The 25,360-nt window shown below is 70.0% G+C and carries 25 protein-coding genes; 17 read left to right on the top strand and 8 right to left on the bottom strand.

Annotation, left to right across the window (positions count from 1 at the left end):
• Nucleotides 1–9: 9 nt before the first annotated feature.
• The 6 genes from ACFY36_RS32405 to ACFY36_RS32380 are packed head-to-tail and all read right to left on the bottom strand — an operon-like array spanning nt 10 to nt 4,778.
• Entirely contained in the window at nt 10–561 is a 552-nt protein-coding gene (locus tag ACFY36_RS32405) for a mycothiol transferase (protein WP_499749714.1), read from the bottom strand.
• A gap of 49 nt (nt 562–610) precedes the next feature.
• A complete protein-coding gene (locus ACFY36_RS32400) occupies nt 611–1,471 on the bottom strand; it encodes an alpha/beta fold hydrolase (RefSeq protein ID WP_499749713.1) in 861 nt (286 codons plus the stop codon).
• Nucleotides 1,468–2,325: an SDR family NAD(P)-dependent oxidoreductase gene (locus ACFY36_RS32395; RefSeq protein WP_499749712.1), complete on the bottom strand. Its 858-nt coding sequence runs from the start codon at nt 2,323–2,325 to the stop codon at nt 1,468–1,470. The genes ACFY36_RS32400 and ACFY36_RS32395 overlap by 4 nt, the downstream gene beginning before the upstream one ends.
• A complete protein-coding gene (locus tag ACFY36_RS32390) occupies nt 2,322–3,803 on the bottom strand; it encodes a flavin-containing monooxygenase (RefSeq protein WP_499749711.1) in 1,482 nt (493 codons plus the stop codon). The genes ACFY36_RS32395 and ACFY36_RS32390 overlap by 4 nt, the downstream gene beginning before the upstream one ends.
• Nucleotides 3,800–4,102, bottom strand: a complete 303-nt coding sequence (locus ACFY36_RS32385) for a DUF4873 domain-containing protein (protein WP_499749710.1) — start codon at nt 4,100–4,102, stop codon at nt 3,800–3,802. Before ACFY36_RS32385 ends, ACFY36_RS32390 begins: the two co-directional genes overlap by 4 nt.
• Nucleotides 4,089–4,778 (bottom strand): TetR/AcrR family transcriptional regulator, encoded by a 690-nt coding sequence (locus tag ACFY36_RS32380; protein WP_499749709.1) that lies wholly within the window; start codon nt 4,776–4,778, stop codon nt 4,089–4,091. The genes ACFY36_RS32385 and ACFY36_RS32380 overlap by 14 nt, the downstream gene beginning before the upstream one ends.
• Before the next feature lie 64 nt (nt 4,779–4,842).
• Here ACFY36_RS32380 and ACFY36_RS32375 point away from each other — a divergent pair, with 64 nt between their 5' ends.
• From ACFY36_RS32375 to ACFY36_RS32315, 13 genes are all read left to right on the top strand, one after another.
• Entirely contained in the window at nt 4,843–5,730 is an 888-nt protein-coding gene (locus tag ACFY36_RS32375) for an AurF N-oxygenase family protein (protein WP_499749708.1), read from the top strand.
• A 161-nt stretch (nt 5,731–5,891) separates the two neighbouring features.
• Nucleotides 5,892–6,083, top strand: coding sequence for a hypothetical protein (locus ACFY36_RS32370; protein ID WP_499749707.1), 192 nt, complete (start codon nt 5,892–5,894; stop codon nt 6,081–6,083).
• A complete protein-coding gene (locus ACFY36_RS32365) occupies nt 6,083–6,265 on the top strand; it encodes a hypothetical protein (protein WP_499749706.1) in 183 nt (60 codons plus the stop codon). Before ACFY36_RS32370 ends, ACFY36_RS32365 begins: the two co-directional genes overlap by 1 nt.
• A gap of 118 nt (nt 6,266–6,383) precedes the next feature.
• Nucleotides 6,384–7,481 carry a uroporphyrinogen-III synthase gene (locus ACFY36_RS32360; RefSeq protein ID WP_499749862.1) on the top strand — a complete coding sequence of 366 codons (1,098 nt, stop codon included), beginning with the start codon at nt 6,384–6,386 and terminating at the stop codon, nt 7,479–7,481.
• Between the two features lie 244 nt (nt 7,482–7,725).
• Nucleotides 7,726–8,391 carry a sirohydrochlorin chelatase gene (locus tag ACFY36_RS32355; protein WP_499749705.1) on the top strand — a complete coding sequence of 222 codons (666 nt, stop codon included), beginning with the start codon at nt 7,726–7,728 and terminating at the stop codon, nt 8,389–8,391.
• Nucleotides 8,392–8,459: 68 nt separating this feature from the next.
• A complete protein-coding gene (locus ACFY36_RS32350; protein WP_499749704.1) occupies nt 8,460–10,547 on the top strand; it encodes a molybdopterin oxidoreductase family protein in 2,088 nt (695 codons plus the stop codon).
• A complete protein-coding gene (gene nirB, locus ACFY36_RS32345; RefSeq protein ID WP_499749703.1) occupies nt 10,544–13,000 on the top strand; it encodes a nitrite reductase large subunit NirB in 2,457 nt (818 codons plus the stop codon). The genes ACFY36_RS32350 and nirB overlap by 4 nt, the downstream gene beginning before the upstream one ends.
• Nucleotides 12,997–13,293: a Rieske (2Fe-2S) protein gene (locus ACFY36_RS32340; protein ID WP_499749702.1), complete on the top strand. Its 297-nt coding sequence runs from the start codon at nt 12,997–12,999 to the stop codon at nt 13,291–13,293. The genes nirB and ACFY36_RS32340 overlap by 4 nt, the downstream gene beginning before the upstream one ends.
• Nucleotide 13,294: 1 nt before the next feature.
• Nucleotides 13,295–14,617, top strand: a complete 1,323-nt coding sequence (locus ACFY36_RS32335) for a nitrate/nitrite transporter (RefSeq protein WP_499749701.1) — start codon at nt 13,295–13,297, stop codon at nt 14,615–14,617.
• Between the two features lie 440 nt (nt 14,618–15,057).
• On the top strand, nt 15,058–15,543 hold the full coding sequence (locus ACFY36_RS32330; protein ID WP_499749700.1) for a hypothetical protein: 486 nt from the start codon (nt 15,058–15,060) through the stop codon (nt 15,541–15,543).
• A gap of 597 nt (nt 15,544–16,140) precedes the next feature.
• Entirely contained in the window at nt 16,141–16,575 is a 435-nt protein-coding gene (locus ACFY36_RS32325) for an MmcQ/YjbR family DNA-binding protein (protein WP_499749699.1), read from the top strand.
• Between the two features lie 40 nt (nt 16,576–16,615).
• Entirely contained in the window at nt 16,616–17,434 is an 819-nt protein-coding gene (locus ACFY36_RS32320) for an SAM-dependent methyltransferase (protein WP_499749698.1), read from the top strand.
• Between the two features lie 14 nt (nt 17,435–17,448).
• A complete protein-coding gene (locus ACFY36_RS32315; RefSeq protein WP_499749697.1) occupies nt 17,449–18,873 on the top strand; it encodes a pyridoxal phosphate-dependent decarboxylase family protein in 1,425 nt (474 codons plus the stop codon).
• On the opposite strand, the gene ACFY36_RS32310 is transcribed toward ACFY36_RS32315, so the two are convergent.
• Nucleotides 18,821–20,701 carry a Na+/H+ antiporter NhaA gene (locus tag ACFY36_RS32310; protein WP_499749696.1) on the bottom strand — a complete coding sequence of 627 codons (1,881 nt, stop codon included), beginning with the start codon at nt 20,699–20,701 and terminating at the stop codon, nt 18,821–18,823. The two genes, ACFY36_RS32315 and ACFY36_RS32310, sit on opposite strands and share 53 nt — an antisense overlap.
• 68 nt (nt 20,702–20,769) lie before the next feature.
• Here ACFY36_RS32310 and ACFY36_RS32305 point away from each other — a divergent pair, with 68 nt between their 5' ends.
• Nucleotides 20,770–21,663: an ion transporter gene (locus ACFY36_RS32305; RefSeq protein ID WP_499749695.1), complete on the top strand. Its 894-nt coding sequence runs from the start codon at nt 20,770–20,772 to the stop codon at nt 21,661–21,663.
• Nucleotides 21,664–21,818: 155 nt separating this feature from the next.
• Here ACFY36_RS32305 and ACFY36_RS32300 read toward each other — a convergent pair whose 3' ends face one another.
• Nucleotides 21,819–22,253, bottom strand: a complete 435-nt coding sequence (locus ACFY36_RS32300; protein WP_499749694.1) for a MarR family winged helix-turn-helix transcriptional regulator — start codon at nt 22,251–22,253, stop codon at nt 21,819–21,821.
• Between the two features lie 68 nt (nt 22,254–22,321).
• On the opposite strand from ACFY36_RS32300, the gene ACFY36_RS32295 reads away from it, so the two are divergent.
• The 3 genes from ACFY36_RS32295 (at nt 22,322) to ACFY36_RS32285 (ending at nt 25,356) form a co-directional block, all read left to right on the top strand.
• Nucleotides 22,322–22,738: a MarR family winged helix-turn-helix transcriptional regulator gene (locus ACFY36_RS32295; RefSeq protein WP_499749693.1), complete on the top strand. Its 417-nt coding sequence runs from the start codon at nt 22,322–22,324 to the stop codon at nt 22,736–22,738.
• 998 nt (nt 22,739–23,736) lie between these two features.
• Complete coding sequence (locus tag ACFY36_RS32290) at nt 23,737–24,906, top strand: UDP-N-acetylglucosamine--N-acetylmuramyl-(pentapeptide) pyrophosphoryl-undecaprenol N-acetylglucosamine transferase (protein WP_499749692.1); 1,170 nt, start codon at nt 23,737–23,739, stop codon at nt 24,904–24,906.
• A 21-nt stretch (nt 24,907–24,927) separates the two neighbouring features.
• Nucleotides 24,928–25,356, top strand: coding sequence for a VOC family protein (locus ACFY36_RS32285; RefSeq protein ID WP_499749691.1), 429 nt, complete (start codon nt 24,928–24,930; stop codon nt 25,354–25,356).
• Nucleotides 25,357–25,360: the final 4 nt, after the last annotated feature.

Here is a 25,360-nt window from a genome sequence, read left to right as displayed (position 1 = left end):
GACCGGCGGTCAGGGGCGCCAGTCGTCCGGTGGGTCCTCGCCGGTGCGGCCGTCGACAGCCTCGCGGAGCAGGTCGGCGTGGCCAACGTGGCGGGCGTACTCCTCGAGCAGGTCGTAGACGAAGCGGCGGAGGCTGGGGGTGCGGCCGTCGGGCCAGGTGCGGGCGCTGAGGCGGTCCAGGCCGCCGTCGGCCATGGCCTCGATCAGGCGGGCGCGGCCGCGGGCCACGGCCGCGTCGTAGAGGGCGTACAGGTCGCCGGGTTTGTCGTCGGCGGCCGACGTGAACTCCCAATCGGGGTCGTCGTCCCAGTTCGAGGACTTCCACGGAGCCGGCAGGGGCTCGTCGAAGAACTTGCCGGTGATCTGGTTGTCCTCGACCAGGGCCATGTGTTTGAGCAGGCCGCCGAGGGTGAGACTGGACGACGGCAGGCGCTGGTTGAGGCCGTCCGACGTGAGGTCGCCGGCCTTCCAGCGGAACGTCCAGCGCATGCGGTCGATGGCGCCGATCACGTGTTCCGTCTCGTTGCCGGCGACGGGCGGCTCCCAGGGGATATCGCTCATGGAAGGCACCGTAGACCGGGTCCCGGACGATCGGCGTCCGGAATAGTCGTCACAACGGTGAATGGGTTCGGGGTGGCTCGGCGGTCAGGGTCAGCAGCGGCCGGACCAGGCGGGCGAACTCGTCGGGGCGTTCCAGCTGGGGCATGTGGCCGGTGTCGGCGAACAGGTGGGACTGGGCGTGGGGCAGGGCGGCGCGGGCCGCCGTGAGGTGCATGGCGGGCAGGATCAGGTCGCGGTCGCCCCACAGGATCAGGGTGGGCTTGGGGTTGCGGACCACCCGGTTCAGCAGCTCGGCCCGCCAGCGTGGGGCGATGCCGCGGAAGCCGCCCAGTGCCCGCGCGACCTCCAGGTAGACGGCGGCGAAGTCGGGCTGCCGGCCGATCCGTACGGCCATCGCAATTCGCTCCTGCGTGACCAGCGCGCGGTCGGCGAACAGTGAGCGTTCCACCCGCTTGGCCACGCGCGGGTCGATGCGGCCCAGCAGCGGGCGGCCCAGGAACGGCACCGCCAGCATGCGCAGGGCGAACGTGACCTCCTTGCCGAAGCCGGCGCTGTTGACCAGGGTCAGCGTGGTGACCCGGGCCGGGTCGTCGACCAGCATCTGCATGGCCACGGCGCCGCCCAGCGAATTGCCCATCAGATGCACCGGGTCGGTGACGCCGAGCGCGTCCAGGGTGGCCCACACGCCCTCGGCCAGCGCGGCCAGCGTGGTGCGGGCCGGCATGCGCTGGGAGAGGCCGAAGCCGGGCATGTCCAGGCTGATCACCCGGTGCTCGGTGAGCCGGTCGTGCTGCGGCAGCCAGTCCTCCAGGCTGCGGCCGATGCCGTGCAGCAGCACCACCGGCGGGCCGTCGGCCGGGCCTGTCGCGTGGTAGCGGATGCGGCTGCCGTTGGCCTCCACATAGTTCACCGGCGGGCCCCGATCTTGACGGAGGTGGTGGTCAGGAACCGCATGACGTGGGCGTGGCCGACCGGGAAGAGCCGGGCCAGCAGGTCCGGGGCCTTGGCGCTGATGGCGATGAGCAGCCGAGGCCGGCGCCGGGTGACGGCCTCGATGATCTGCCGCGCGGCTTTCTCCGGGGGATAGGTGAGCAGCGCGTCGAACAGCTTGCGGTTGGGCTCGATCTCGGACTCGGGGACGTGGGCGCCGACGATGGCGCTCTCGGCGATGCGGGTGCGGATGCCGCCCGGATGCACGGTCGTCACGCCCACCCCGTTTTCGGCGAGCTCGGCGTGCAGGGCCTGGCTGAGGCCGCGCAGGGCGAACTTGCTGGCCGCGTACGCGCTCTGCCCGGCCGGTGCGATCAGCCCGAACAGGCTGGAGACGTTCACCAGGTGACCGCCCGGCGCGGCGGTGAGCGCGGGCAGCAGCGCGTGGGTGAGCAGCATCGGGGCCCGGAAGTTCACGTTCATCACGGTCTCGAACTCCTCGACCGTGACCTGGTCGAAGCGCCCGCCGAGGGCGATGCCGGCGTTGTTGACCAGCAGCCCGATCGCGGCGTGGTCGGCCAGGACCTTGGTGGCGACGCCCTCGACCTGGGCCCGGTCGGCGAGGTCGGCCACGATCGTCTCGACGGTGAGGCCGGGATGCGAGGCGCGGACGCGGTCGGCGACCTGCTTGAGGCGGGTCTCGTCGCGGTCGACCAGCACGAGATGGCTGCCGAGCTCGCCGAGCTGATAGGCGAGCTGCTCACCGATCCCGCTGGCGGCGCCGGTCAGCACGGCCGTATGACCGGCAAATCGGAATTGTCCGAGACGGGTCATGGGGTGGAGCCCTTCTGGGAGGCGGCGGGTGTGCGGTGAGCGGGCAGGGCCGCGCGGCGGAAGCGCATGTCGCGGGTCACGTCGGCTCGCGGGGTGGTGATGATGTCACGCAGGTAGTTCTGGCGGACTATCCACGGTGCCTGGACGCCCTGGCGGGGCCAGTCGTCGAGGGCGCGCTGCACGTAGCCCGACGAGAGGTCCAGCAGCGGCCGCCCGGAACCGGTGGGTGTCGCCGGGGTCGCCACGGCGAGGCGGTTGCGGTCCATGTGGCGCAGCAGCTTCATCACGTAGCGGTGCGAGAGGTCGGCCCGCAGCGTCCAGGAGGCGTTCACGTAGCCGATGCAATAGGCCAGATTGGGTACGCCGCTCAGCATCACGCCGCGGTAGGCCGCCTGGTCGCCGAGCTGTACCGGCGTACCGTCGACCGAGACCTTGACGCCGCCGATCGGCAGCAGGGACAGGCCCGTGGCCGAGACCACGATGTCGGCGCCGAGGACCTGGCCCGACTTCAGGCGGATGCCGGACGGGACGAACGCGTCGATGTGGTCGGTCACCACCGAGGCGCGGCCGGCCTTGATCTCGGTGTAGAGGTCGCCCTCCGGGATCACGCACAGGCGCTGGTCCCACGGGTTGTAAGAGGGCTTGAAGTGCTCGTCCACGTACGCCTCGTCGCCGAGCCCCTTGACGGCCAGCGACCGCAGCACCTTGCGCACGCGGTCCGGTTGCCGCCGGGCCAGCTGATAGAAGCCCTGCGTCATCACGATGTTCTTGGCCCGCGCGATCCGGCTCGCCGCCGCGCCGGGCAGCACCCGCAGCAGGGCCCGGGCCACCACGTCGTGCGAGGGCAGCGAGGTCAGGTACGACGGCGAGCGCTGGAGCATCGTCACGTGCGCCGCCTCGGGCGCCATCGCCGGCACCAGCGTCACCGCGGTCGCGCCGCTGCCGATCACCACGACCCGCTTGCCGCGGTAGTCGAGGTCGTCCGGCCAGAACTGCGGGTGGACCACCCGCCCCTCGAACTCGTCGAGGCCCGGGAAATCCGGCTGGTAGCCGCGGTCGTAGTTGTAGTAACCCGAGCAGGCGTACAGGAAAGAGCAGGTCAGGGTCGAGCCGTCGGCGATGGTCAGCGTCCAGCGGGCCTCGTCGGAGTCCCAGTCGGCCCCCACCACCTTGCTGTCGAAGCGGATGTGCCGGCTGATGCCGCCCTCGTCGGCGGTGGCCCGGATGTAGTCGCGGATCTTGTCGCCGGAGGCGAGCGACTGGGTGTCGCGCCACGGCCGGAACGAGTAGCTCAGAGTGAACATGTCCGAGTCGGACCGGACGCCGGGGTAACGGAACAGGTCCCAGGTGCCGCCGATCGCGCCGCGGGCTTCGAGGATGGCGTACGTCTTGCCGAGCCCCGACTCCTGCAACCGCCAGGCCGCGCCGATGCCCGAGAGCCCGGCCCCGATGATGATGACGTCGAAGTGGTCGCTCATGAGGGGAACCCCCGGAACCAGGGCGGCGTGCCCGTGCCCGACAGGCGGATGCCGCCCCACGGGTCGGGCTCGCTCAGGCGTACCTCAACCGAATTTGACCCTGGAAGCGCAAGCGACGCCTGCCGCAAGCCACCCGCCACGCGTTCCCGCAGGCTCTCGTCCGGTGTCGTCCTCCCGGCCCAGCGGAAACGGCCCTCGATCGGCTCGAACCGGGCCGAGAGGCGGATCTCGACCGGATGGGCCGCCTCGCCGATGCTCAGCGTGGCGGGCCCCCGGTACTCCTCCTCAGGAATGTCCAAAGCTGGTCTCCTCCCGATACGCGGCGAGCCCGCCGGGCACGTCCGCCGCCTGCTGAAGTCCCGCAATGCCGCCCCACAGGAACGTCGTCAGATAGTCGCCGAGCGCCTCGCGGCTGATCGGCTGCTGCTGCCGCAGCCACCAGTCGCCGACGGCCTGGACATAACCCACCACGCCGTACGCCCACGGCAGCGCCGCGCCCGAGTCGAGCCCGCGGGCCCGCAGCCGGTCACCCAGGATCCGGGCCAGGCCGCTGGCCACCGTGTCGACCACGTCGGCGACGACGTCGCGGCCGCGCGCGATCTCGGGCTGGTGCACCACGAACTGGTAGAGGTTGGTGTCGGCGGCGATGTGCCCCAGGTACGCGTCGATGGCGGCACCGACCGCCGCCCGCTCCTCGCGGACCGCCGCCACGGCCGGGACGATCGCGTCGAGGACCATGCCGGCCGCGCGCTGCCCGACCGCAAGCCACAGCTCGGACTTGTCGGCGAAGTAGCGGTAGAGCACCGGCTTGCTGATGCCGGCGTGTGCGGCGATCGCGTCCATGCCCACCTCGGGGCCGTGCACGCGGATCGCCTCGATGGCCGCCTCGGTCAGCTCGGCCCGCCGCTGCTCACGGTGGCCGGCCCAGCGGCCCTTCCGGCCGTCCGTATTGACCGGCGTCTCATCCGTGTTCATAGTACTAGAAGTAACTGTTACCCGAGGTAACGTCAAGTACCTCACAGTCCCCGGGAGGGTTCTGATGGATCGCGATCGCACCGCCACCCGGCTCCTGAGGTCGTCCGCGGAGCATTCGTACGACCCCGAAGTGGAGATCGACTGGGAGGCTCCGTTCGCCGACGGCAAGTACTTCGTACCGCCGCACCGGTCCAGCCTCTACGGCACGGACACGTGGGAGCGGCTCACCGAGGAGCAGCGGATCACCCTGACCCGGCACGAGGTGGCCAGCATCGCCGGGCTCGGCGTCTGGTTCGAGACGATCCTCATGCAGCTGCTCATCCGCGGCTACTACCGGCAGGACCCGACCGCCGCCCACGCGCAGTACGCGCTGACCGAGGTCGCGGACGAGTGCCGGCACTCGGTCATGTTCGGAAAGATGATCTCCGCCCTGGGCGCACCGGTCTACCGGCCCGACGGCGTCAACGCGTGGCTGGGCAAGTGGATCGCCGCCACCGGCACCGGGCCGCGCATGTTCGCCGCGATCCTCATCTGCGAGGAGATCCTGGACACCCTCCAGCGCGAGGCGATGGCCGACGAGCAGGTGCAGCCGCTGGTCCGGATGGTGTCGCGGATCCACGTGGTCGAGGAGGCGCGGCACGTCCGGTACGCCCGCGAGGAGCTGGCCCGGCAGGTGCGCGAGGCCGGGAAGGGGCGGCTCACCTTCGACAAGGTGGTGATCGCCCGGGCCGCCTATCTCTGCGGCACGCGCCTGATCCACCCGGCGGTGTACCGCTCGATCGGCCTGTCGCCGGCCGAGGGCAAGCGGCTGGCCGACGCCAACCCGTATTTCCAGGAGACGATCCGCTGGGCCGGGGAGCGCGTGGTGACGTACCTGGAAGATCTTGATCTGATCGATGGTCCCGGCCGCGCCCTGTGGCGGCGTTCGGGGCTGCTCCCTGCCGCTGCGTGATTGTTTCCCAACGCGCAGTAATTCATCTGAACCGGCTCTTGACCTGGGACTTTAGGATTTTCGCCCGGCCGTTTCAGCCGGTGGGCGGTGCTGTCATCGCGTGCGAGATTGGATCGCGGTGTCTGCGCTCGAGCGCGGCGGCAAGCGTTCGGGGAGGATGCATGGACAGCGCTGACAACGCCCTGCTGGCGTACGAGGACGGCCGGGCCGACGGGCTCGCCGGCCGTCGCAAAAACGAGGCGCGGGCCGAGGACCCCGACTACATGGTCGGGCTCGTCGACGGCCAGGTGTCGGCGTTCGAGGAGAACCTGCTGGCCGCGATCCGCCGCGCCCTGGACGGCAAGAACAACTGATGGACGACGCACTTCTGGCGTACGAGACGGGTCGCGCCGACGGCATGGCCGCGCGCCGCGACCTGTCCCGCGCGCAGCACCCCGACACCGGCGCCGACTATCGGATGGGGTTCCTGGACGGCCGCATCGAGGTGTTCAAGCTGCTCGCCACCGTCCGCAAGATCGTCGAAGAGGCCGACTGACCTCAGGTTCCATCCTCTGGAAAGTGATCACGCGTTATTCAGCCCGAAACAAAGGCTCGACGTTCCGGTAACGGATCGTGGACAGGCTGGCGTGAACTACTACTTGGGAGCCTGGATGATCGAAGGAGCGCTGACGGGGTTCACCGTCGCGGTCACCGCCGAGCGGCGCCGTGACGAGATGACCGCGCTCCTTCAGCGGCGCGGGGCCCGGGTCGTCACCGCGTCGGCGATCAGCATCGTGCCGCTCATCGACGACGAGGCGCTGCACGCGGCCACCGCGGCCTGCATCGGGCTGGCGCCCGACCTGGTCGTGGCCACCACCGGTTTCGGCTTCCGGGGCTGGCTCGAGGCGGCCGAGGGCTGGGGCATGGCCGAGCAGCTGCGCGAGGTGCTCCGCGGCGCCCGGATCGTGGCCCGGGGCCCCAAACCCTGCGGGGCCGTACGGGCGGCCGGGCTCACCGAGGAGTGGGCGGCCAAGACCGAGGCGACCGAGGAGGTCCTGTCCCGGCTGCTCGAGGAGGGCATCGCCGGTCTGCGGATCGCGGTGCAGGAGCACGGGGAGCCGCAGACGGAGTTCGTGGCGGCCCTGCGGGCGGCGGGGGCGGCGGTCGTGGAGGTGCCGGTCTACCGCTGGGTGGAGCCGGCGGACACGGCGCCGGTACGCCGGCTGGTCGAGCAGATCACGGCCGGGCAGATCGACGCGGTGACGTTCACGAGCGCCCCGGCGGTGAAATCGTTCCTGAACATGGCCGGTTCGTCGCGCTCCCTGGTCCTTGATCGTTTCGCGTCGGGCACCCTGGCCGCGTGCGTGGGGCCGGTGACGGCGGCGCCGCTGATCGAGCTCGGTGTGCCGGTGGTGATGCCGGAGAGGTTCCGCCTGGGCGCGCTGATCAAGACGGTCACGGACGAGCTGCCGAAGAGGTCGGTGAAGCTGAAGGTGGCCGGGTCGACGCTGGAGATGCGCGGGCACGCGGTGCTGATCGACGAAGTCCCGCATTCGCTGGCCCCGGCGGCGATGGCGATCCTGACGGCGCTGGCGGCGAGGCCGGGGGTGGTGGTGTCGAAGGATCAGCTGATCGCGGCCCTGCCCCGCGGCAACGACGGGCATGCGGTGGATGTCGCGGTGGCCCGGTTGCGGTCGGCGCTCGGCTCCGGCCGCCACATCGAGACCGTGATCAAGCGCGGCTATCGGCTCCGCGTGGACGAGCCCGTGTAGATCGCGCCGATCACAGAGCCCGCCGATCACAGAGCCCGCCGATCACAGAGCCCGCCGATCACAGAGCCCGCCGATCACAGAGCCCGCCGATCACAGAGCCCACCCTCCCAGGGGGCAGCCCCCGATGGCCATTCTCCCGGAAATCGCGTGGGGACGCCGGGCGGCCTGTGGACAACCGGCTTCTGTGGACAACGACTCGTCAGGCCGCAACGGCGCGGTCCTTTTCTCGCGAAAGGCCTGATAAATGCCCACCTTGATCGCTGTCGCCCACGGCACCCGCAGCCCACACGGCCAAGCCCAGATCCGCGACCTGGTCGCCCGGGTCGCCGCCCGCCGCCCCGGCCTCGACGTCCGCCTCACCTACGTCGACGTCCAGGAGCCCAAGGTCGCCGACGTGGTCCCGCTGGTCGGCGACGCCGTCGTGGTTCCTTTACTCCTGTCGGCCGGCTATCACGTCCGCGTCGACATCGCCGAAGCCGTAGCCGGGGCCGCCCGCCCCATCCCCGTCGCCCGGACTCTCGGTCCCGACGACGCCCTGCTCGACAGCATGGTCCGGCGTCTTCCCAAGAACGCCGACGCCGTGGTCCTGGCCGCCGCCGGTTCCTCCGACCCTTCGTGGCGCGCGGACATCGCCGACCTGGCCGCCCGCATCCCCGGCGGCGCCCATGTCGGATATGTCGCCGGTCATGCCCCCAAGGTCGCCGACGTGGTCGCCGATCTGCGCCGGCAGGGCGCCAAACGCGTCGCCATCGCGTCCTACCTGCTGGCCGATGGCCTCTTCTACCGCAAACTGCACCAGGCCGGCGCCGACTGGGTCACCCCGCCCCTCTGCCTCGACCCGATCACCACCGATCTGGTCCTCGGCCGGTACGAGTCCGCACTTCTCACAACCGCGCCGAGCCGCTTGTAGGTTTTTCCGTACGTCACGGCAACGGCGGAGGACTTGGCGGTAAACAATCGCCCCCAAAGATAAGACCTGTGACGGCAACCGATACGCATTGCCCCTACTGCGCATTGCAGTGCGGCATGACCTTGACCCCGGGTATTCCCGTGGTGAAGCTCGAGCCGCGCGAATTCCCGGTCAACAAGGGCGGCCTCTGCGCCAAGGGATTCACCGCCGCTGACCTGCTGGATCACCGGGATCGGCTGCTGACTCCGCTGGTTCGCAAGACGCCCGGGGATCGCACCAGTCCGCTGCGGGAAGCGACCTGGGACGAGGCGCTCGGCCTAATCACCGACGCCATTGTCAAGAGCCAGGAAACGTACGGCCGGGACAGTGTCGGCGCTTTCGGCGGCGGCGGCCTGACCAATGAGAAGGCGTACGCGCTCGGCAAGTTCGTACGGGTCGGTCTTCGATCGGCGTCGATCGACTACAACGGCCGGTTCTGCATGTCGTCGGCGGCCACGGCGGCCAACCGCGCGTTCGGTGTGGATCGCGGGTTGCCGTTCCCGCTGGAGGACGTGGCCGAGGCGCGGACGGTTCTGCTGGTCGGGGCGAACCCGGCCGACGCGATGCCGCCGTCCATGCAATATCTGGACACGGGGCGGGCCGCCGGCGCCAAGCACATCGTGATCGACCCGCGCCGTACGGCCACCGCCAACGGCGCCCACCTGCACCTTCAGCCGCTTCCCGGCACCGATCTGGCCCTGGCCAACGGCATGCTGCACATCGCGATCCGCGAGGGCTTCGTCGACGAGGCGTACATCGCGGAGCGCACCACCGGCTTCGAGGCCGTCAAGGCGGCCACCAACGCCTACTGGCCCGAGCGGGTCGAGCGGATGACCGGCGTGCCGGAGACGAAGATCCGCGAGACGGTACGGCTGCTGGCCACCAACGGGCCGGCCATGATCCTCACCGCGCGCGGCGCCGAGCAGCACAGCAACGGCACCGACACCGCCCAGGCCTGGCTCAACCTGGCGCTGGCGCTCGGGCTGGTCGGCCGCCCGTACTCGGGCTACGGCACCATCACCGGGCAGGGCAACGGCCAGGGCGGCCGCGAGCACGGTCAGAAGGCCGACCAGCTGCCCGGCTATCGCAAGCTCGACGACCCCGCGGCCCGGGCCCACGTGGCCGCGGTGTGGGGGATCGACCCGGACGAGCTTCCCCGGCCCGGCCTGTCGGCGTACGAAATGCTCGATCGTCTCGGCACCGACGGCGGCGTACGGGTGCTGATGGTCCTGGCCAGCAACATCGCCGTCTCGGCCCCGCACAGCAACCGGATCCTGGACCGGCTGCGGGCACTCGATTTCCTGGTTGTTTCCGACATCTTCCTGTCCGAGACGGCCGAGCTGGCCGACGTCGTCCTCCCGACCGCCCAGTGGGCCGAGGAGGAGGGCACGATGACCAACCTCGAGGGCCGGGTCATCCGCCGCAAGCGGGCGCTGCCCCCGCCGCCGGACGTGCGGACCGACCTCGAGGTGCTGACCGAGCTGGCCGACCGGCTGGGCCGCGGCAAGTTCTTCAGCGCCGATCCGCGCACGGTCTTCGAGGAGCTGCGCCGGGCCAGCGCGGGCGGTATCGCCGACTACAGCGGCATCACTTACGAGCGCATCGAGAAAGAGGACGGCGTCTTCTGGCCGTGCCCCTCCGAGGATCACCCGGGCACGCCACGGCTGTTCGCCGACGGCTTTCCGACGCCCACTAGAAAAGCGAAATTCATCAAAGTCGATCACCGGGATCCGGCGGAGATGCCGGACAAGACTTTCCCGTACGTCCTGACGACCGGCCGCAACATGCAGCAGTACCAGAGCGGCAACCAGACCCGCCGGGTGAAGGCGCTCGCCGTCGCGCTGCCCGAACCCCGCGCGGAGATCCACCCCGACCTGGCTCGCCGGCACGGCATCGCCGACGGCGACCTGGTCGAGTTGCGCAGCCGCCGCGGCGTCGCGGTGCTGCGCGCCCGGCTCAGCGACGGGATCAGGCCGGACACGGTCTTCGCCCCGTTCCACTGGCCCGGCGCGAACGCGCTGACCAACCCGGCTCTCGACCCGCATTCACGGATGCCCGCCTTCAAGGCGTGCGCGGTCGCGATCCGTACGTTTGAGGAAGGAACCGAGACGCGGTGAAGCAACGTTTGGTGGTCATCGGGAACGGCATGGCCGGCGCCCGGACGGTGGAGGAGATCCTCGCCCGCGGCGGGGACTTCGAGATCACGATGTTCGGCGACGAGCCGTACGGCAACTACAACCGGATCATGCTGTCCAACGTCCTGGCGGGCGTCGAGGACGAGTCCGGCATCTTCCTCAACGATCTTTCCTGGTACGCCGACAACGGCATCACGCTGCACGCCGGTTCCCGGATCGCCCGGATCGACAAGAAGACCAAGAGCGTCGTCGCCGAGGACGGCAGCGTCACGCCGTACGACAAGCTCATCATCGCCACCGGCAGCCGCGCCTTCGTCCCGCCGATCCCCGGCGCGCACCGGCCCGGCCGCGGCTATCACCAGGGCGTCTTCGCCTTCCGGACCCTCGACGACACCCGGGCGATGATCCGGTACGCCAAGGAGCACGAGCGCGCGGTCGTCATCGGCGGCGGCCTGCTCGGCCTCGAGGCGGCCCGCGGCCTGCAGAACCACCTGCCGCACGTCACCCTCGTGCACGCCATGGGCCACCTGATGAACACCCAGCTCAACTTCGCGGCCGGCGACACCCTGCGCAAGACGATCGAGGAGAAGCTCGGCATCGAGGTCGTCGTCGACGGCATGACCACCGAGATCCTCGGCAAGCACGCGGTCACCGGCGTCAAGCTGGCCGACGGCCGGGTCATCGAATGCGACGTCATCGTGGTCGCGGCCGGCATCCGGGCCAACTCGGAGATGGCCGCCGAGAGCGGCCTCAAGGTCGACCGCGGCATCGTCGTCGACGACCAGATGCGGGTCCAGGACGAGGACGACATCTACGCGGTCGGCGAGTGCGCCCAGCACCGCGGCGAGGTATACGGCCTGGTCGCCCCGCTGTGGGACCAGGCCAAGGTCCTCGCCGACCACCTGACCGGCGTCAACCCGTTCGCCGAATATCAGGGCTCGCAGGTCGCCACGAAGCTCAAGGTGGCCGGCGTCGACGTCGCCGCCATGGGGCTCAAGGAGCCCGAGCACGAGGACGACGAGGTGCTCACCTTCGCCGAGCCGAAGAAGGGCATCTACAAGAACGTCATCATCCGCGACGGCCGCCTGGTCGGCGCGACGCTGGTCGGCGACGTCAAGAAGGTCGCCTTCCTCATGCAGGCCTTCGACCGGGGCCTGGCCCTGCCCGAGGAGCGGGCCGAGCTCATGTTCGACCTGGGCGGCCCGGCCGGCGAGGTCAAGGTCGAGGACATGGCCGACGACGAGCAGGTCTGCAACTGCAACGGCGTCAGCAAGGGCACGATCTGCTCGACCGTGCAGAGCGGCTGCAAGACCGTCTCCGGGGTGATGGACAAGACCCGGGCCGGTAAGGGCTGCGGCACCTGCAAGAGCGTGGTCCAGCGGATCGTCGAGTGGGCGGCCGGCGGTGAGGTCGAGGAGGACCCGGCGGCGTCGTACTACGTGCCCGGCATCCCGATGCCCAAGCCGGAGCTGATGAACGCGATCCGCCTGCACGAGCTCAAGAGCGTGTCGTCGGTGTTCGCCAAGCTCGGCGGCGACGAGGACGCCAAGAGCAAGATGGGGCTGGCCTCGCTGCTGAAGATGATGTGGGGCGGCGAGTACGTCGACGAGCGTGACGCCCGCTTCATCAACGACCGGGTGCACGCCAACATCCAGCGCGACGGCACGTTCTCGGTGGTGCCCCAGATGAAGGGCGGCGTCACCACCCCGGCCCAGCTCAAGCGGATCGCCGAGGTCGCCGAGAAGCACGAGGTGCCGATGGTCAAGCTGACCGGCGGCCAGCGCATCGACCTGCTCGGCATCCCCAAGGAGAAGCTGCCCGAGGTGTGGGCCGACCTGGACATGCCGTCCGGGTACGCCTACGGCAAGAGCTTCCGCACGGTGAAGACCTGCGTCGGCTCCGACTTCTGCCGCTTCGGTGTGGGCGACTCGACCGCGCTGGGCATCGCGCTGGAGGAGCGCTACCAGGGCATCGAGGGTCCCGGCAAGATGAAGCTCGCGGTCACCGGCTGCCCACGGAACTGCGCCGAGGCGTACGTCAAAGACCTGGGTGTCGTCGCCATCGACGGCGGCAAATGGGAGATCTACGTGGGCGGTGCCGCCGGGGCCCACATCCGCAAGGGCGACCTGCTCACGACGGTCGACAGCCCCGAGGCGGTCATCACGCTGACCGGCCGGTTCCTCCAGTACTACCGGGAGAACGCGAACTGGCTCGAGCGGACGTACGCCTTCGTGCCGCGCGTCGGCATCGACCGGGTCCGTGCGGTCGTCGTGGACGACGCCGACGGCATCGCGGCCGACCTGGACGCGGCGATGGAGGCCTCGGTGGGCGCCTACCGCGACCCGTGGAAGGACCGCGACGAACCGGCCACGCCCGGCCAGTTCCGCACCTCCCTGCCCCTGATCGTCCTTCCCCAGGTTCCGGTGCGCGCATGAGGCCGATCGCTTCCGTCCACGACATCCCGCTCGGCGAGGGACGCACGTTCGCCGTCGACGGCGACATGATCGCCATCTTCCGCCTGCGCGACGGCTCGGTCCGCGCGACCTCCGCGTTGTGCCCGCACAAGGGCGGCCCGCTCGCGGACGGCCAGATCGACCTCAAGCAGGTCATCTGCCCACTGCACCTGAACGCCTGGGACCTGCGCACCGGCTGCTCGCTCAGCGGCCAGCCGGACGTCGCGGTCTACCCGGTGTCCATCGACGACGACAAGATCATGCTGGGGGATTGAGATGACCGCTGTTCTGGAGAGGCCGGCCGCGTCGTCGGTTCGGGGTCACTGGATCGACGATTGGCGTCCCGAGGACCCGGTCTTCTGGGAGGCCGGCGGCAAGAAGATCGCCCGCCGCAACCTGATCTTCTCGATCACCTCGGAGCACATCGGCTTCTCGGTCTGGTCGCTGTGGTCGGTGATGGTGCTGTTCCTGGGCCCCGAGTACGGCATCGACCCGGCCGGCAAGTTCCTGCTGACCGCGGTGCCGACCCTGTTCGGCGCGGCCCTGCGCATCCCGTACAGCTTCGCCGTGGCCCGTTTCGGCGGCCGCAACTGGACGGTCTTCAGCGCCTCGCTGCTGCTGGTGCCGGCGGTGGCGGCGGCGTTCCTGATCCGCCCCGGCGTGGACTACTCGACCCTGGTCATCCTGGCCGCGCTGGCCGGCGTCGGCGGCGGCAACTTCGCCTCGTCGATGACGAACATCAACGCGTACTATCCCGATCGCCTGAAGGGCTGGGCCCTGGGCATCAACGCGGGCGGCGGCAACCTGGGCGTGGCCGCGGTCCAGCTGGTCGGCCTGTTCGTGCTGGCGGTTTTCGGCGCCGGCCATCCCGGCATCGTGGCCGGCATCTACATCCCGCTGATCGTGCTGGCGGCGCTCGGCTCGGCCCTGTACATGGACAACCTGACCCAGGTCCGCAACGAGAAGCGGGGCATGCGCGACGCCTTCCGCGAGCCGCACACCTGGATCATGTCGTTGCTCTACATCGGAACCTTCGGTTCCTTCATCGGCTTCGGCTTCGCCTTCGGCCAGGTGCTGCAGGTCCAGTTCCACACCGAGTTCAGTACGCCCGTGAAGGCGGCCTACCTGACCTTCCTGGGCCCGCTGCTCGGCTCACTGATCCGCCCGGTAGGCGGCGCCCTGGCCGACCGCTTGGGCGGAGCAAGGGTCACCTTCGTCAACTTCATCGCGATGGCCGTGGGCGCCGGCATAGTCCTGCTGGCCGCCCAGCAGAAGTCGCTGCCCCTCTACATCGCCGGCTTCGTCCTGCTGTTCGTCCTCACAGGCATAGGAAACGGCTCGACATACAAGATGATCCCCGCCATCTTCCGAGCGAAGCACCCGAACGACGACCACGAGGCCCGCCGCCTCTCGAACGCCGTGATCGGCATAGCAGGAGCGATCGGCGCTTTCGGCGGCGTCCTGGTCAACTTGGCCTTCCGCCAGTCCTTCTTGTCAACAAAGGAGGCCGACGCGGCGTACATCGCCTTCATCGCCTTCTACGCCATCTGCGTCCTGGTCACCTGGGCCGTCTACCTACGCCCCAAGACCCGAGTCTGACACCACACAACGGTCCGCCGGGTGAATAGTCACCCGGCGGTCCGGCGTTTCTCAAGCACGAGAGCCTCGAACGGATCCACCGACAGGATTGCGCCTCGTCAGTTCGGAATGGCGCCGCCCGGTCAAGGCGAAGCCGCCGATTCGACCTTCGCGCCAATTCGTTCAGCGCCATCGCGGAATATCTTTCCTCACGTCGCAGGAATGGCCACCCGAAAACCTGTTTGCGTCTCGCGGGGCGACTTGACCGAGCGGCCATACTCCAGCGGGAATGGGCGCGTGGTGTTCGGTGGGGTATCGCGGGGCTTACGGTCGAGTTCCGCCGGCATGATCCGGATGATGCCGATCCGGTGGATGCGCCGGCGGCGACGTCGTTGGCCGGCACCGCCATCGTTCCAGTGTGGGTGGTGATGATCGCTGCCGCGGGCTTTTGGTGAGCCCCGGTGGGGACGCTCGGACTCGCTGGGCCGCCCGAGCCTGCGCTGGCCGAGCCCGCGCTGGCCGATCCCGCGCTGGCCGATCCCGCGCTGACCGATCCCGCGCTGACCGATCCCGCGCTGACCGGGCTTGGGGCGGCCAGATCGGCCGGGCTGACAACGGTCGAGCCTGCAGCGGCCGGGCTGACAACGGTCGAGCCTGCAGCGGTCGGGCGGGCGGCGGTCGGGCGGGTGGCGGTCGGGCGGGTGGCGGTCGGGCGGGTGGCGGTCGGGCGGGTGGCGGTCGGGCGGGCGGCGGTCGGGCGGGCGGCGGTCGGGCGGGTGGCGGTCGGGCGGGTGGCGGTCGGGCGGGCGGCGGTCGGGCGGGCAGCGGTCGGGCGGGCAGCGGTCGGGCCTGCGGCGGTCGAGCCTGCAGCGGTCGGGCTGGCAACGGACGGGCCTGGCGCGGCCGGGCTGGTCGAGGCGGGTGCGCGGTCAGGGCGTGACCTGTAGGGGCGGGGTGGAGCCAAGGGTGGCATCGGTGTGTCGCCGTGCAGGCTGCGCCATTTGCGGGTGTGGCGTTGTATCAATCCGTATTGCCGGCGCTCGTGATGGTCGCGGCGGAATTGTTCCGCACTGGCGGAGTAATTGCGGCGCTTGGTAGGGTCACGCCATTGAGCTAACTGCGTCTGGCTGAACAACTGCGTCTGACCCCGTATCTGGCCCATGAGCTATTTTCCCGCGAACGCCGTCGGAGCGGTAAGAGGGAAAACGTGCCACATTCGCGCTCGTATTCGAGTCAGCCGACAGTCCGCGGGCAAAGCGTGCCTACTTCGCGCCCGTCATCGTGCGTGCGGAAGGGCCTACCCATGCCGCGGAGGTCGCGGACGCCGCTGGTGCGGCCCATGACGCGAGCGTGCGGGCCGAGTCGGGAACGACCGTATGGCGAAGCGGAGCAAGGTCACCCGTCGCGCGGAGATCGGGGCCATCGATGTCGCGCGCGGGACGGTGGAGGGGTGGCGCGGGAGCAGCGATGCCATGCGAAACCGTTGGGCGGGAACCTGGGTCGCAGTCCCCGGCAGTGCGCATTCGGTTGGTTAGGTTGGTGTGGTGACGCAGGAGCAGGACCGGCCGGCCCGGGTCGAGGACGTGCATGAGCTGGCGCTCGCGATGCCGCACGTGACCGTCGAGCACGCGGCTGGTGACAACCCGGTCTATCAAGTTGGTGGGAAGTCGTTCGTGTTCTTCCGGAATCCTCGGCCCGACGCCTTCGATCCGGAGACCCTGGAGCGCTATGCCGACGTCATCGTCTTCTGGGTCGAGTCGGAGGCGGACAAGCAGGCACTCGTTCAGGACGACCAGTCGCCTTTCTTCACCACCGGGCACTTCGACGGGCATCCGTCGGTGCTGCTGCGCGCTGGGCGGATCGGGGAGTTGACGCTCCGGGAGCTGGCCGAGCTTGTTCAGGACGCCTGGCTGTCGCGGGCCTCGGCCCGGCGGGCGGCGGCCTGGCTCGGTGCGCACCCGCCCCGCGCCGGGGCTTGATATCGTCGGGTGTCCACCATGGACCGACGAAGGGCACTCGATGGACGAAACGCAGGCCCGGGCCGCGAATCTCGACACGAGCGTGGCGCATCCCGCCCGGCGGTACAACTACTGGCTCGGTGGCAAGGACAACTTCGCCGCCGATCGGGAGTCGGGGGACCTGCTGGAGAAGGCGGTGCCGACCATCCGTCTACTGGCCGTGGAGAACCGCAAGTTTCTCCAGCGGGCGGTGCGCTTCCTGGCCGGGGAGGCCGGTATCGACCAGTTCCTCGACATCGGGACGGGGCTGCCCACCGCCGACAACACCCATGAGGTCGCTCAGCGGATGAACCCGGCCAGCCGTGTGGTCTATGTCGACAACGACCCCATGGTCATGGCGCACGCTCGGGCCCTTCTCACCAGCACGCCCGAGGGGCGGTCGAGCTACATCGAGGAGGACCTGCGCAACCCGGAGCGGATCCTGGGCAACGCGGCGGTGGCCGGCACTCTCGACCTGAAGCGGCCGGTGGGGCTCATGCTGATCGCCGTCCTGCACTTCGTCGAGGACTACGAGCAGGCGCGCGGCGTCGTACGCCGGCTGGTGGACGCGCTGCCGGCCGGGAGCTACCTGGCCGCCACCAACATCACGTACGACTTCCTCACCCCCGAGGATCTGGCGGCCAGCGCCAAACTGTTCGGCAACCGCAAGCCCGACGCCTTCGCCCGCACGCGGGAGGAGTTCGCCGGCTTCTTCGCCGGTCTCGAGCTGGTCGAGCCGGGTGTCTCCGCGGTCACCGAGTGGCGGCCCGACGTGCCCGAGGGCCAGCGGGTCAGCCCCCGCGCGGCCGGAATGTACGCTGCCGTGGCGGTCAAACCCTAGGCATACTGCAAGGCATGGCTGATCCGCTGGACGACCCCGGTCTCGCCGCCTCGCTCGACCGGGTGCGGGCCGCCGCCGACGACTATCTCGGCTCGCTCGGCGGACGGCCCGTGCAGGACGTGGCCGCCCTGAAGATGCTCGCCGAGCTCGACGGTGTCCTGCCCGACACCGGGCCGGGCGCCGACGCCGTCACCGAGCGGCTGCTGCGCATCGGGACGGCCACCGCGACCGCCTCGTCCGGGCCGCGCTTCTTCCACTTCGTGACCGGGGGAGTGACGCCGGCCGCGCTGGCCGCCGACTGGACGGCCTCGCTGCTCGACCAGAACTCGTTCTCGCGGGTGTCGTCGCCGTTCGCGCACGAGGTCGAGACGGTCGCCATCGGGTGGCTGCGCGACCTGTTCAACCTGCCCGCCTCGTGGGGCGGGGCCCTGGTCGCCAGCGCCACCTTCGCCAACTTCACGTCGCTCGCCTGCGCCACCCACTGGTGGGCCGGCAAGCACGGCGCCGACGTGGCCCGCGACGGGCTGACAGGGCTGCCGCGCATGCCGGTCCTCTCCGGTGGCTACGTTCACGCCAGCGCCCGCAAGGCGTTGCAGATGCTCGGGCACGGCCGTGACTCGGTCGAGGTCTACGCGGCGGACGCGGTGGGGCGGGCCGATCTGCCGGCGATCCGGCGGCGGCTCGGCGAGATCGACGGGCCGGCCGTGCTGATCGCCAACGCCGGTGAGGTCAACGCGGGCGACTTCGACCCGATCGCCGAGCTCGCCGAGCTGGCCGAGGAGCACGGGGCCTGGCTGCACGTGGACGGGGCTTTCGGTTTGTTCGCGGCGCTGTCTCCCCGGACCGATCATCTTGTACGGGGCATCGAGCGGGCCGATTCGATAGCGGCTGACGGGCACAAGTGGCTCAACGTGCCGTACGAAAGCGGCTTTGCCTTGCTCAAGGAGCCCGCACGGCTGGGTGCGGCCTTCGGTATGCCGGGAGCGCCCTATCTGCCGGGGCCGGGCGATCCGAACAGCGGCTTCGCCCTGCTGGGGCCGGAGTCGTCGCGGCGGGCGCGGTCGTTGCCGATCTGGGCGTCCCTGGCCGCGTACGGCCGGGACGGCTACCGCGCGATGGTCGAGCGCCACCTCGATCTCGCCCGATATCTGGGCCGCAAGATCGACGAGGCGCCGGAGCTGGAACTGCTGGCCGAGGTGCAGCTGTCGATCGTCTGCTTCCGGGCCGTCGGCGACGACGCTCTCAACCGCGCGCTCGGCGCCGCGATCATCGCGGATGGGCGGGTGTACGCCGGCACGACCGTCTACGGGGGCAGGGTGGCCCTGCGCCCGGCGATCGTCAACTGGCGTACCACCGAGGCCGACATCGACTTCTTCGTCGACGTGGTCAGACAGCTGACCGCTTCGACGCGATCTTCGCCCGCACCCGGGCCAGCTTGATCGCCTTCTCGAGCGTCGCCACGTCGTACGACCCGTAGTGCCTCTGGCCGTTGACGAAGAACGTCGGAGTGCCGGCCACGCCGCTGAGGTCGGCCGACTCGACGTCGGCGGTGATCCGGTCGGTGCAGGTGTCGCGCATCATGTCGTCGTGGAAGCGGTCCTGGTCGAGGCCGAGCTCACCCGCGTATCCGATGAGATCGGCGATGCGCAGATGGTCCTGGCGGCTCAGCAGCAGGTCGTGCATCTCCCAGAACTTGCCCTGCAACCCGGCGGCCTCGGCCGCCTGGGCCGCGAGCTGCGCCTGCGGGTGTACGTCGGTCAGCGGCAGATGACGCCACACGTACCGCAGATCGTCGTCGGTCATCAGCTCCCGCACGATCGGCTCGGCCTGGCCGCAGTACGGGCACTGGAAGTCGCCGTACTCGACCAGCGTGACGCTCGCGCCGGCCGGGCCCCGGATGTGGTCGCGCTCCGGATCGACCTCGGGGATCAGGTCGATGATGTCGTCGGAGTCGCCGAGCAGCAGCACCGCCCGGCGCGGCCGCGCCTGCATGCTGGTGATCCGGAAGACCAGCCAGGTGACCAGCGTCGAGCCCACCCCGGCCAGCAGCACGCCCAGCTTGGCCTCGGCCAGGTCGTCGCCCTCGAAGGCCAGGTTGGCGATCAGGAACGACACGGTGAAGCCGATACCGGCGATGGTGCCGGTGCCCAGCACCGACGACCAGCCGACCGTGGGGCGCACCCGGCCCTTGGTCACCCACGTGATCAGCGCCGACACGCCGGTGATGGCGACCGGCTTGCCCACCACGTACGCCACGATGACGCCCAGCGTGACCGGCGAGGTGAGCGCGCGCCCGAGGAAGCCCGCGTCGATCGCGATGCCGGCGTTGGCCAGGCCGAACAGCGGCACGATCAGATAGTTGGTCCAGCCCGACCAGGTGCGCTGGAGCCGGTCGTTCCAGGACAGCGTGCTGACCAGCCCGAACCGCGCATAGCGGGCCAGTTCCGGCGTGGGCTGCTCGCGGAAGGAGCGGAAAAGGTCGCTGGCTTCCTGCAGTGCCTCCCGGGCCGGGGTGTACGCGGCCGCGGTCAGGCCAAGGATCAGACCGGACACCACCGGGTCGATGCCGCTTTCGAGCATGGCGACCCAGAAGGCCACACCGAACGGGACGTACGCGAAACCGCTCCTGATTTTGAGTCTGACCAGCGCGAAGGTGAGCGCGTAGAAGAGGGCCGCGAACGCCAGCGGCATCCACCGGATCTCCTCGGTGTAGGCGACCGCGATGACGATCAGCGCGACCACGTCGTCGACCACCGAGACGGTCACGAGGAACAACCGCGCCTGTACGGGCACGTTGCGCCCGACGAGCGCGAGCAGGCCCAGGGCCAGCGCGGTGTCGGTGGACATGGCGACACCCCAGCCACCGGCGGTGTCCTCACCGGCGTTGAAAGCCAGGAAGATGCCGACCGGCAACAGCATGCCGGTGACGCCGGCCGCGGCGGGCAGGATGAACCGCCGCCGGTCCCGCAGGTCGCCCAGGTCGAACTCGCGCCGCGCCTCCAGCCCGACGACCAGGAAGAAGATCGTCATGAGACCGCTGTTGACCCACTCGCGCAGGGTCAGATGGATGCCGTCGCCGCCGAGGTCGATGCTCAGGTCGGTCGACCAGAACCGCTCGTAGCTGCCGTCGGCGACATTGGCCCAGATGAGCGCGACGGCGATGGCGGCCAGGAGCACACCGGCGCTGCCGGCCTCGGTGCGCAGGAACTGGCGCAGCGGGGTCGCTACCCGCCCCCTCCAGGGCGTGCTGGCGGTTTCGTCGCTCACGCGATAGACCCAATCACGGACCGGCCTCGCCCGCCACGATGTGTGATCAGCACCGTACCCTGCACCGGATGAAGTCCCGTGCCGCCCGCATCGCCTCGTCCCGAGCATTCGAGATCTTCATTGTCATCATGATCGGGCTCAACGCCTTGCTCCTGTGCGTCGAGACCTACCCGTACCCCAGCTACCTGAGGCCCTGGCTGCACGGCTTGGAGTGGTTCTTCCGAATGGTCTTCGTCGCGGAGATCGCCATCCGGATCACGGCGTCGGGCCGCGACTTCTGGCGGCACGGCTGGAACATCTTCGACTTCGTGGTGATCGCCGCGGTCTTCATCCCCGGCCTGCACGGCGACTCGGCCGCGCTGCGCGTCATCCGGATCGCCCGGGTGGTCCGGCTCGTGCGTTTCTCGCCCGGCCTGCGGACCATCGTGGCGGCGCTGCTGCGCAGCTTGCCGGGGGTGGGCGGCTTTCTGGCGCTGGCATTGGTGACGTTTTACGTGTACGGCATGGCAGGCTGGCTGATCTTCGGAACAACCTACCCCGACGAGTACGGCACGATCGGCCGCGCGGTGCTGACGTTGTTCGTGCTGCTGTCGCTGGAGACCCTGCCCGGCTTGATCGAGGACGGCTTGGCGGTGTCGCCGTGGACGCTGGTCTACTACATCAGCTACGTCCTGATCACGGTCAATCTGCTGCTGAACATCCTCATCGCGGTCATCGTGAACTCGATGGAGGAGGCCCGCCGCCTGGAGATGACGTCATCCCTGGGCCGCGACGACGACCGCGACGGCGTCCCCGACGAGATCGACCGGATCCTGGTGAGCCAGCGCTTGGACGACTTGCGCGAGCTGATCGCCTCCTTGGAGCAGGACTTGCGCATCGACCGCCGACCCGACGACCAGGCCGCGGTGGGCGTTGCCGGCGGCCGGCGCGATGGCCCACGTGCCGGCATCGGCGACCGATAACTCACCCTTCACGGCCCATGTCCAGGCGCTCACTTTCCCGAGCGGGGCGCTGGTGGCGGGCGTTCCCTGCGAGCTGGGCGCTCGCGGCGGGCCTTTCCTCTCAGCCGGGAGGCGGGCCTTCTCGACCGAGCCCGGGCGGTCCTGGTTGGCCTTCTTCAGCTCTCTCGGCTGTCCGGGCCGCCTATCTTGGCCAGTAGTGCCACTAACTGATCGCGTTCGGCTCGGGTCAGCGCGGCGAAGACCTCGTCCTGGACGCTGCGGAGAAGCAGGTCGAGCCGGACCAGCTTGCGGCGGCCGGCCGTGGTCAGGGTGACCACGTTGCGGCGGCGGTCGCCGGGGTCGGGGGAGCGCTCGATGAACTGGCGGTCGGCCAGTTCGTTGACCACGGCGACGATGTCGCTGCGGTAGATGCCGGTGGCGCGGCTCAGCTCGGCCTGGCTGGCTGGGCCGTTCTCGTCGAGCGTGGCCAGCACCGCGTAGTGCCACTTGCGGGAGTCGGCCGCGGCCAGCCGTTCGTTCACCATCCGGTCCGAGCGCATGGCGGCCAGCGACAGCGCCCGCGTCGTCAGATTCTCCAGCCGTTCGTTCACGCCGGCCAGTTTACACAGACCGTTAGTGGGACTAACGTTAGTGGCACTAACGGATATCGGAGGTAGCCATGACCATTGCTTTCGGCCCGCAGCTCATCGGGCGTACGGAGAAATCGCTCAACGCCCTCCTGGCCCGCGAACTCGCCGGCACCGGCGTCACCGAGCCCCAGTGGGTCGCGCTCACCCTGGCCGTCGTCAGCCCCGGCGACATCGCCGCGATCCGGGAGGCCCTCAAGGTCGACGAGCCCGGGGCCCGCCGTGAGCTCGGCGCGCTCGCCTCGCTGGGCCTGGTCGACCCGATCGCCGTCGAGGCGACTGCCGAGGGCCGGGCCCTATGGCAGCGGATCCGGGCCGCGACCACGCAGATCGCGGACGAACTGTTCGGCGACCTGCCCGAAGACGATCTCCGCGCGGCCGGCCGGGTGCTCAACGCCGCCCTGACCCGAGCGGACGCCATGTTCGCGGCCGGCCCGGCTCCGCGCTGAGACCACGAGTTCGATCTTGCGGGCGCCCCGGTTTCGCACGAAGCCACGTCATCGACTCGGTGGGCGGCCTGGCTTCGCGAGAAGGCGCCGCCGTCAACTTGGCGGCGGCCTGGCTTCGCGCGAAGGCGCCGCCGTTAACTTGGGGGGCGGCCTGGTTCCGGGCGGAGGTCACGCCGTCTACTTGGGGGCGGCCTGGTTCCGGGCGAAGGCGCCGCCGTTAACTTGGGGGGCGGCCTGGTTCCGGGCGGAGGTCACGCCGTCTACTTGGGGGCGGCCTGGTTCCGGGCGAAGGCGCCGCCGTCAACTCGGGGGCGGCCCGGTCCCGCGCGAAGGCCACACCACTCAGCTCGGCGGGCGGCCCGGTTTCGCGTGACGACCGTGCCATCTACCCGGCGGGCGGCCCGAGTTCCGCGCGAGGACCATGCCATCTACCCGGCGGGCGGCCCGGTTTCGCGTGACGACCATGCCATCTACCCGGCGGGCGGCCCGAGTTCCGCGCGAGGACCATGCCATCTACCCGGCGGGCGGCCCGGTTTCGCGTGAAGGTCATGCCATCGATCCGCGGGTCTGGTTCTGCGCCGGCCAGGACATCGCCCTGCGGGCTATTCCGCGCTGGCCACGACATCGCCCGGCGGGGCCAATTCCGCGCCGGCCGCGCCATCGATCCTGCGGGTCGGTCTCGCGTTGAGGTTGCGACGTCGAATCGGTGGGGCGGCTCTGGCGGACCGGCTCGCCGGGAAGGCGAAACGGGGTGATCGGCGTCGTTCGGGCCGCTGCCTGGTGGTGGTGGATCTCGTCCGTCAGGTCGCCGTGGCCTCGCTTGATGTCTCGTCGCCTGATGTGCGGCGGTGACCGTGTGTCAGCGTTCGGTTGCTGGGGGTGTGGGGGTGATCTCGCGTCCGGGGTGGGTCGGCTGGGCGTAGCGATGATCCATTTCTGGGGCATCGATAGACTGCTGCGATCTCGGCCGGTTTTGCGATCTTCGGAGTGGTTCAGGCATGTCCCTCTACAGCACCCAGCGGCTGCACTCGTTCCGCATGATCGTTACTGGTGGAGGTACGGGTGGGCACACCTATCCGGCACTGACCACGGTCAACGCGCTTCAAGCTCGGCTTGCCGAGACGGGTACCGCGCCTGAGCTGCTCTGGGTCGGTGTTGCGGACGGGCTGGAGGCGAAGATCGCCGTACGGAATGAAATTCCCTTCAAGGCTGTCACCACCGGTAAGGTGCGGCGCTCGTTCAGCCCTCGGGATCTGGCCCGCAACTTCGTCGACCTGTTCCGGATTCCGCTCGGGATCGTGCAGGCGGCGCTGACCGTGGCCCGGATGCGGCCGTCCGTGGTGTTCAGCACGGGCGGGTTCGTGTCGGTGCCGATCGGGCTGGCGGCGGCCCTGTTCCGGGTGCCCCTGGTCATGCACGAGCAGACGCTGAGCCTCGGACTGGCCAACCGGCTGCTGGCCCGGGTCGCCGCGCGGGTGCTGCTCAGCCACGAGGCGTCCCTCGAACATCTGCCCGCCCGTGCTCGCAGCCGCGCGGCCGTCACCGGCAATCCCATTCGCCCCGCGGTGCTCAATGGAAACCCCGGCAAAGGAATTGCGGCGTACGGGCTCGACCCGGCCCTGCCTCTGGTCCTCGTGACCGGTGGCGCGACCGGGGCCCGGCAGGTCAATCAGATGCTCACCGGAGCGCTGCCCCGGCTGCTGGAGCACTGCCAGGTCGTGCACCAGTGCGGCAGCCACGGGCTCGACGAGATGCGGCAGGTGGCGGCCGGGCTGCCCGACTGGATGGCCCACCGCTACCGGGTCGTCGACTTCATCCACGACGAGCTGCCCGACCTGCTCGCGGCGGCCGCGGTCGTCGTCGCCCGCAGCGGGGCCGGGACCGTCGCCGAGCTCACCGCGCTCGGCAAGGCCAGCGTGCTCATCCCGTACCCGTACTCCGCGGGCGACGAGCAGCGTGTCACCGCCCGCCACCTCGCCGAGGCGGGCGCCGCCGCCACGCTCGACGGCGACCAGGCCAACCCGGACAATCTGTTCGCCGTTCTGGCCGGGCTGCTCTCCGATCCGTACCGCCGAAATGAAATGGCGCAAGCCGCCGCCGCGCACGGCCGGCCCGACGCGGCCGCGCGAGTCGTCACCGAGATCCTGTCGACCGCCGCGGCCGGGTGAGTTGTGGAAGACTCAGATCGCATGACCCCCCGGCCCGCCGTGCACCTGGCGATCCCCGTCGATGATCTGGCCGCGGCCCGCGCCTTCTACGGCACGGTGCTCGGTCTGCCGGAAGGGCGGTCGTCCGACCACTGGGTCGACTGGAACCTGCACGGCCATCAGCTGGTCACCCACGTGGTGCCCGGCCCGGTCCGGCCGGCCGGCGACAGCGAGGTCGACGCGCACGAGGTGCCCATCCCGCATTTCGGGCTGCTGCTGGGGGCCGACGAGTTCCACGCCCTGGCCGAGCGGCTGCGCGACGCCGGAACGGAGTTCCTGATCGAGCCCTACCTGCGTTTCCCGGGGCAGCCCGGCGAGCAGTGGACCATGTTCTTCCGCGACCCGGCGGGCAACGCCCTGGAGTTCAAGTCGTTCCGCGACGAGTCACAGGTCTTCGCGCCGCATCGCTAAGGTC

Source organism: Actinoplanes sp. NPDC000266, assembly GCF_042899005.1.
Taxonomy (GTDB): Bacteria; Actinomycetota; Actinomycetes; order Mycobacteriales; family Micromonosporaceae; genus Actinoplanes.
The sequence above is the reverse complement of the archived record's forward strand: the minus strand, read 5'-3'. Positions and strand labels throughout refer to the sequence as shown.

Excerpts from the sequence above, each read along its gene's own strand:
- ACFY36_RS32405 (WP_499749714.1), bottom strand. The coding sequence starts at position 561 with ATGAGCGATATCCCCTGGGAGCCGCCCGTCGCCGGCAACGAGACGGAA.
- ACFY36_RS32395 (WP_499749712.1), bottom strand. The coding sequence starts at position 2,325 with ATGACCCGTCTCGGACAATTCCGATTTGCCGGTCATACGGCCGTGCTG.
- ACFY36_RS32390 (WP_499749711.1), bottom strand. The coding sequence starts at position 3,803 with ATGAGCGACCACTTCGACGTCATCATCATCGGGGCCGGGCTCTCGGGC.
- ACFY36_RS32380 (WP_499749709.1), bottom strand. The coding sequence starts at position 4,778 with ATGAACACGGATGAGACGCCGGTCAATACGGACGGCCGGAAGGGCCGC.
- ACFY36_RS32375 (WP_499749708.1), top strand. The coding sequence starts at position 4,843 with ATGGATCGCGATCGCACCGCCACCCGGCTCCTGAGGTCGTCCGCGGAG.
- ACFY36_RS32370 (WP_499749707.1), top strand. The coding sequence starts at position 5,892 with ATGGACAGCGCTGACAACGCCCTGCTGGCGTACGAGGACGGCCGGGCC.
- ACFY36_RS32365 (WP_499749706.1), top strand. The coding sequence starts at position 6,083 with ATGGACGACGCACTTCTGGCGTACGAGACGGGTCGCGCCGACGGCATG.
- ACFY36_RS32355 (WP_499749705.1), top strand. The coding sequence starts at position 7,726 with ATGCCCACCTTGATCGCTGTCGCCCACGGCACCCGCAGCCCACACGGC.
- ACFY36_RS32340 (WP_499749702.1), top strand. The coding sequence starts at position 12,997 with ATGAGGCCGATCGCTTCCGTCCACGACATCCCGCTCGGCGAGGGACGC.
- ACFY36_RS32335 (WP_499749701.1), top strand. The coding sequence starts at position 13,295 with ATGACCGCTGTTCTGGAGAGGCCGGCCGCGTCGTCGGTTCGGGGTCAC.
- ACFY36_RS32320 (WP_499749698.1), top strand. The coding sequence starts at position 16,616 with ATGGACGAAACGCAGGCCCGGGCCGCGAATCTCGACACGAGCGTGGCG.
- ACFY36_RS32315 (WP_499749697.1), top strand. The coding sequence starts at position 17,449 with ATGGCTGATCCGCTGGACGACCCCGGTCTCGCCGCCTCGCTCGACCGG.
- ACFY36_RS32305 (WP_499749695.1), top strand. The coding sequence starts at position 20,770 with ATGAAGTCCCGTGCCGCCCGCATCGCCTCGTCCCGAGCATTCGAGATC.
- ACFY36_RS32295 (WP_499749693.1), top strand. The coding sequence starts at position 22,322 with ATGACCATTGCTTTCGGCCCGCAGCTCATCGGGCGTACGGAGAAATCG.
- ACFY36_RS32290 (WP_499749692.1), top strand. The coding sequence starts at position 23,737 with ATGTCCCTCTACAGCACCCAGCGGCTGCACTCGTTCCGCATGATCGTT.
- ACFY36_RS32285 (WP_499749691.1), top strand. The coding sequence starts at position 24,928 with ATGACCCCCCGGCCCGCCGTGCACCTGGCGATCCCCGTCGATGATCTG.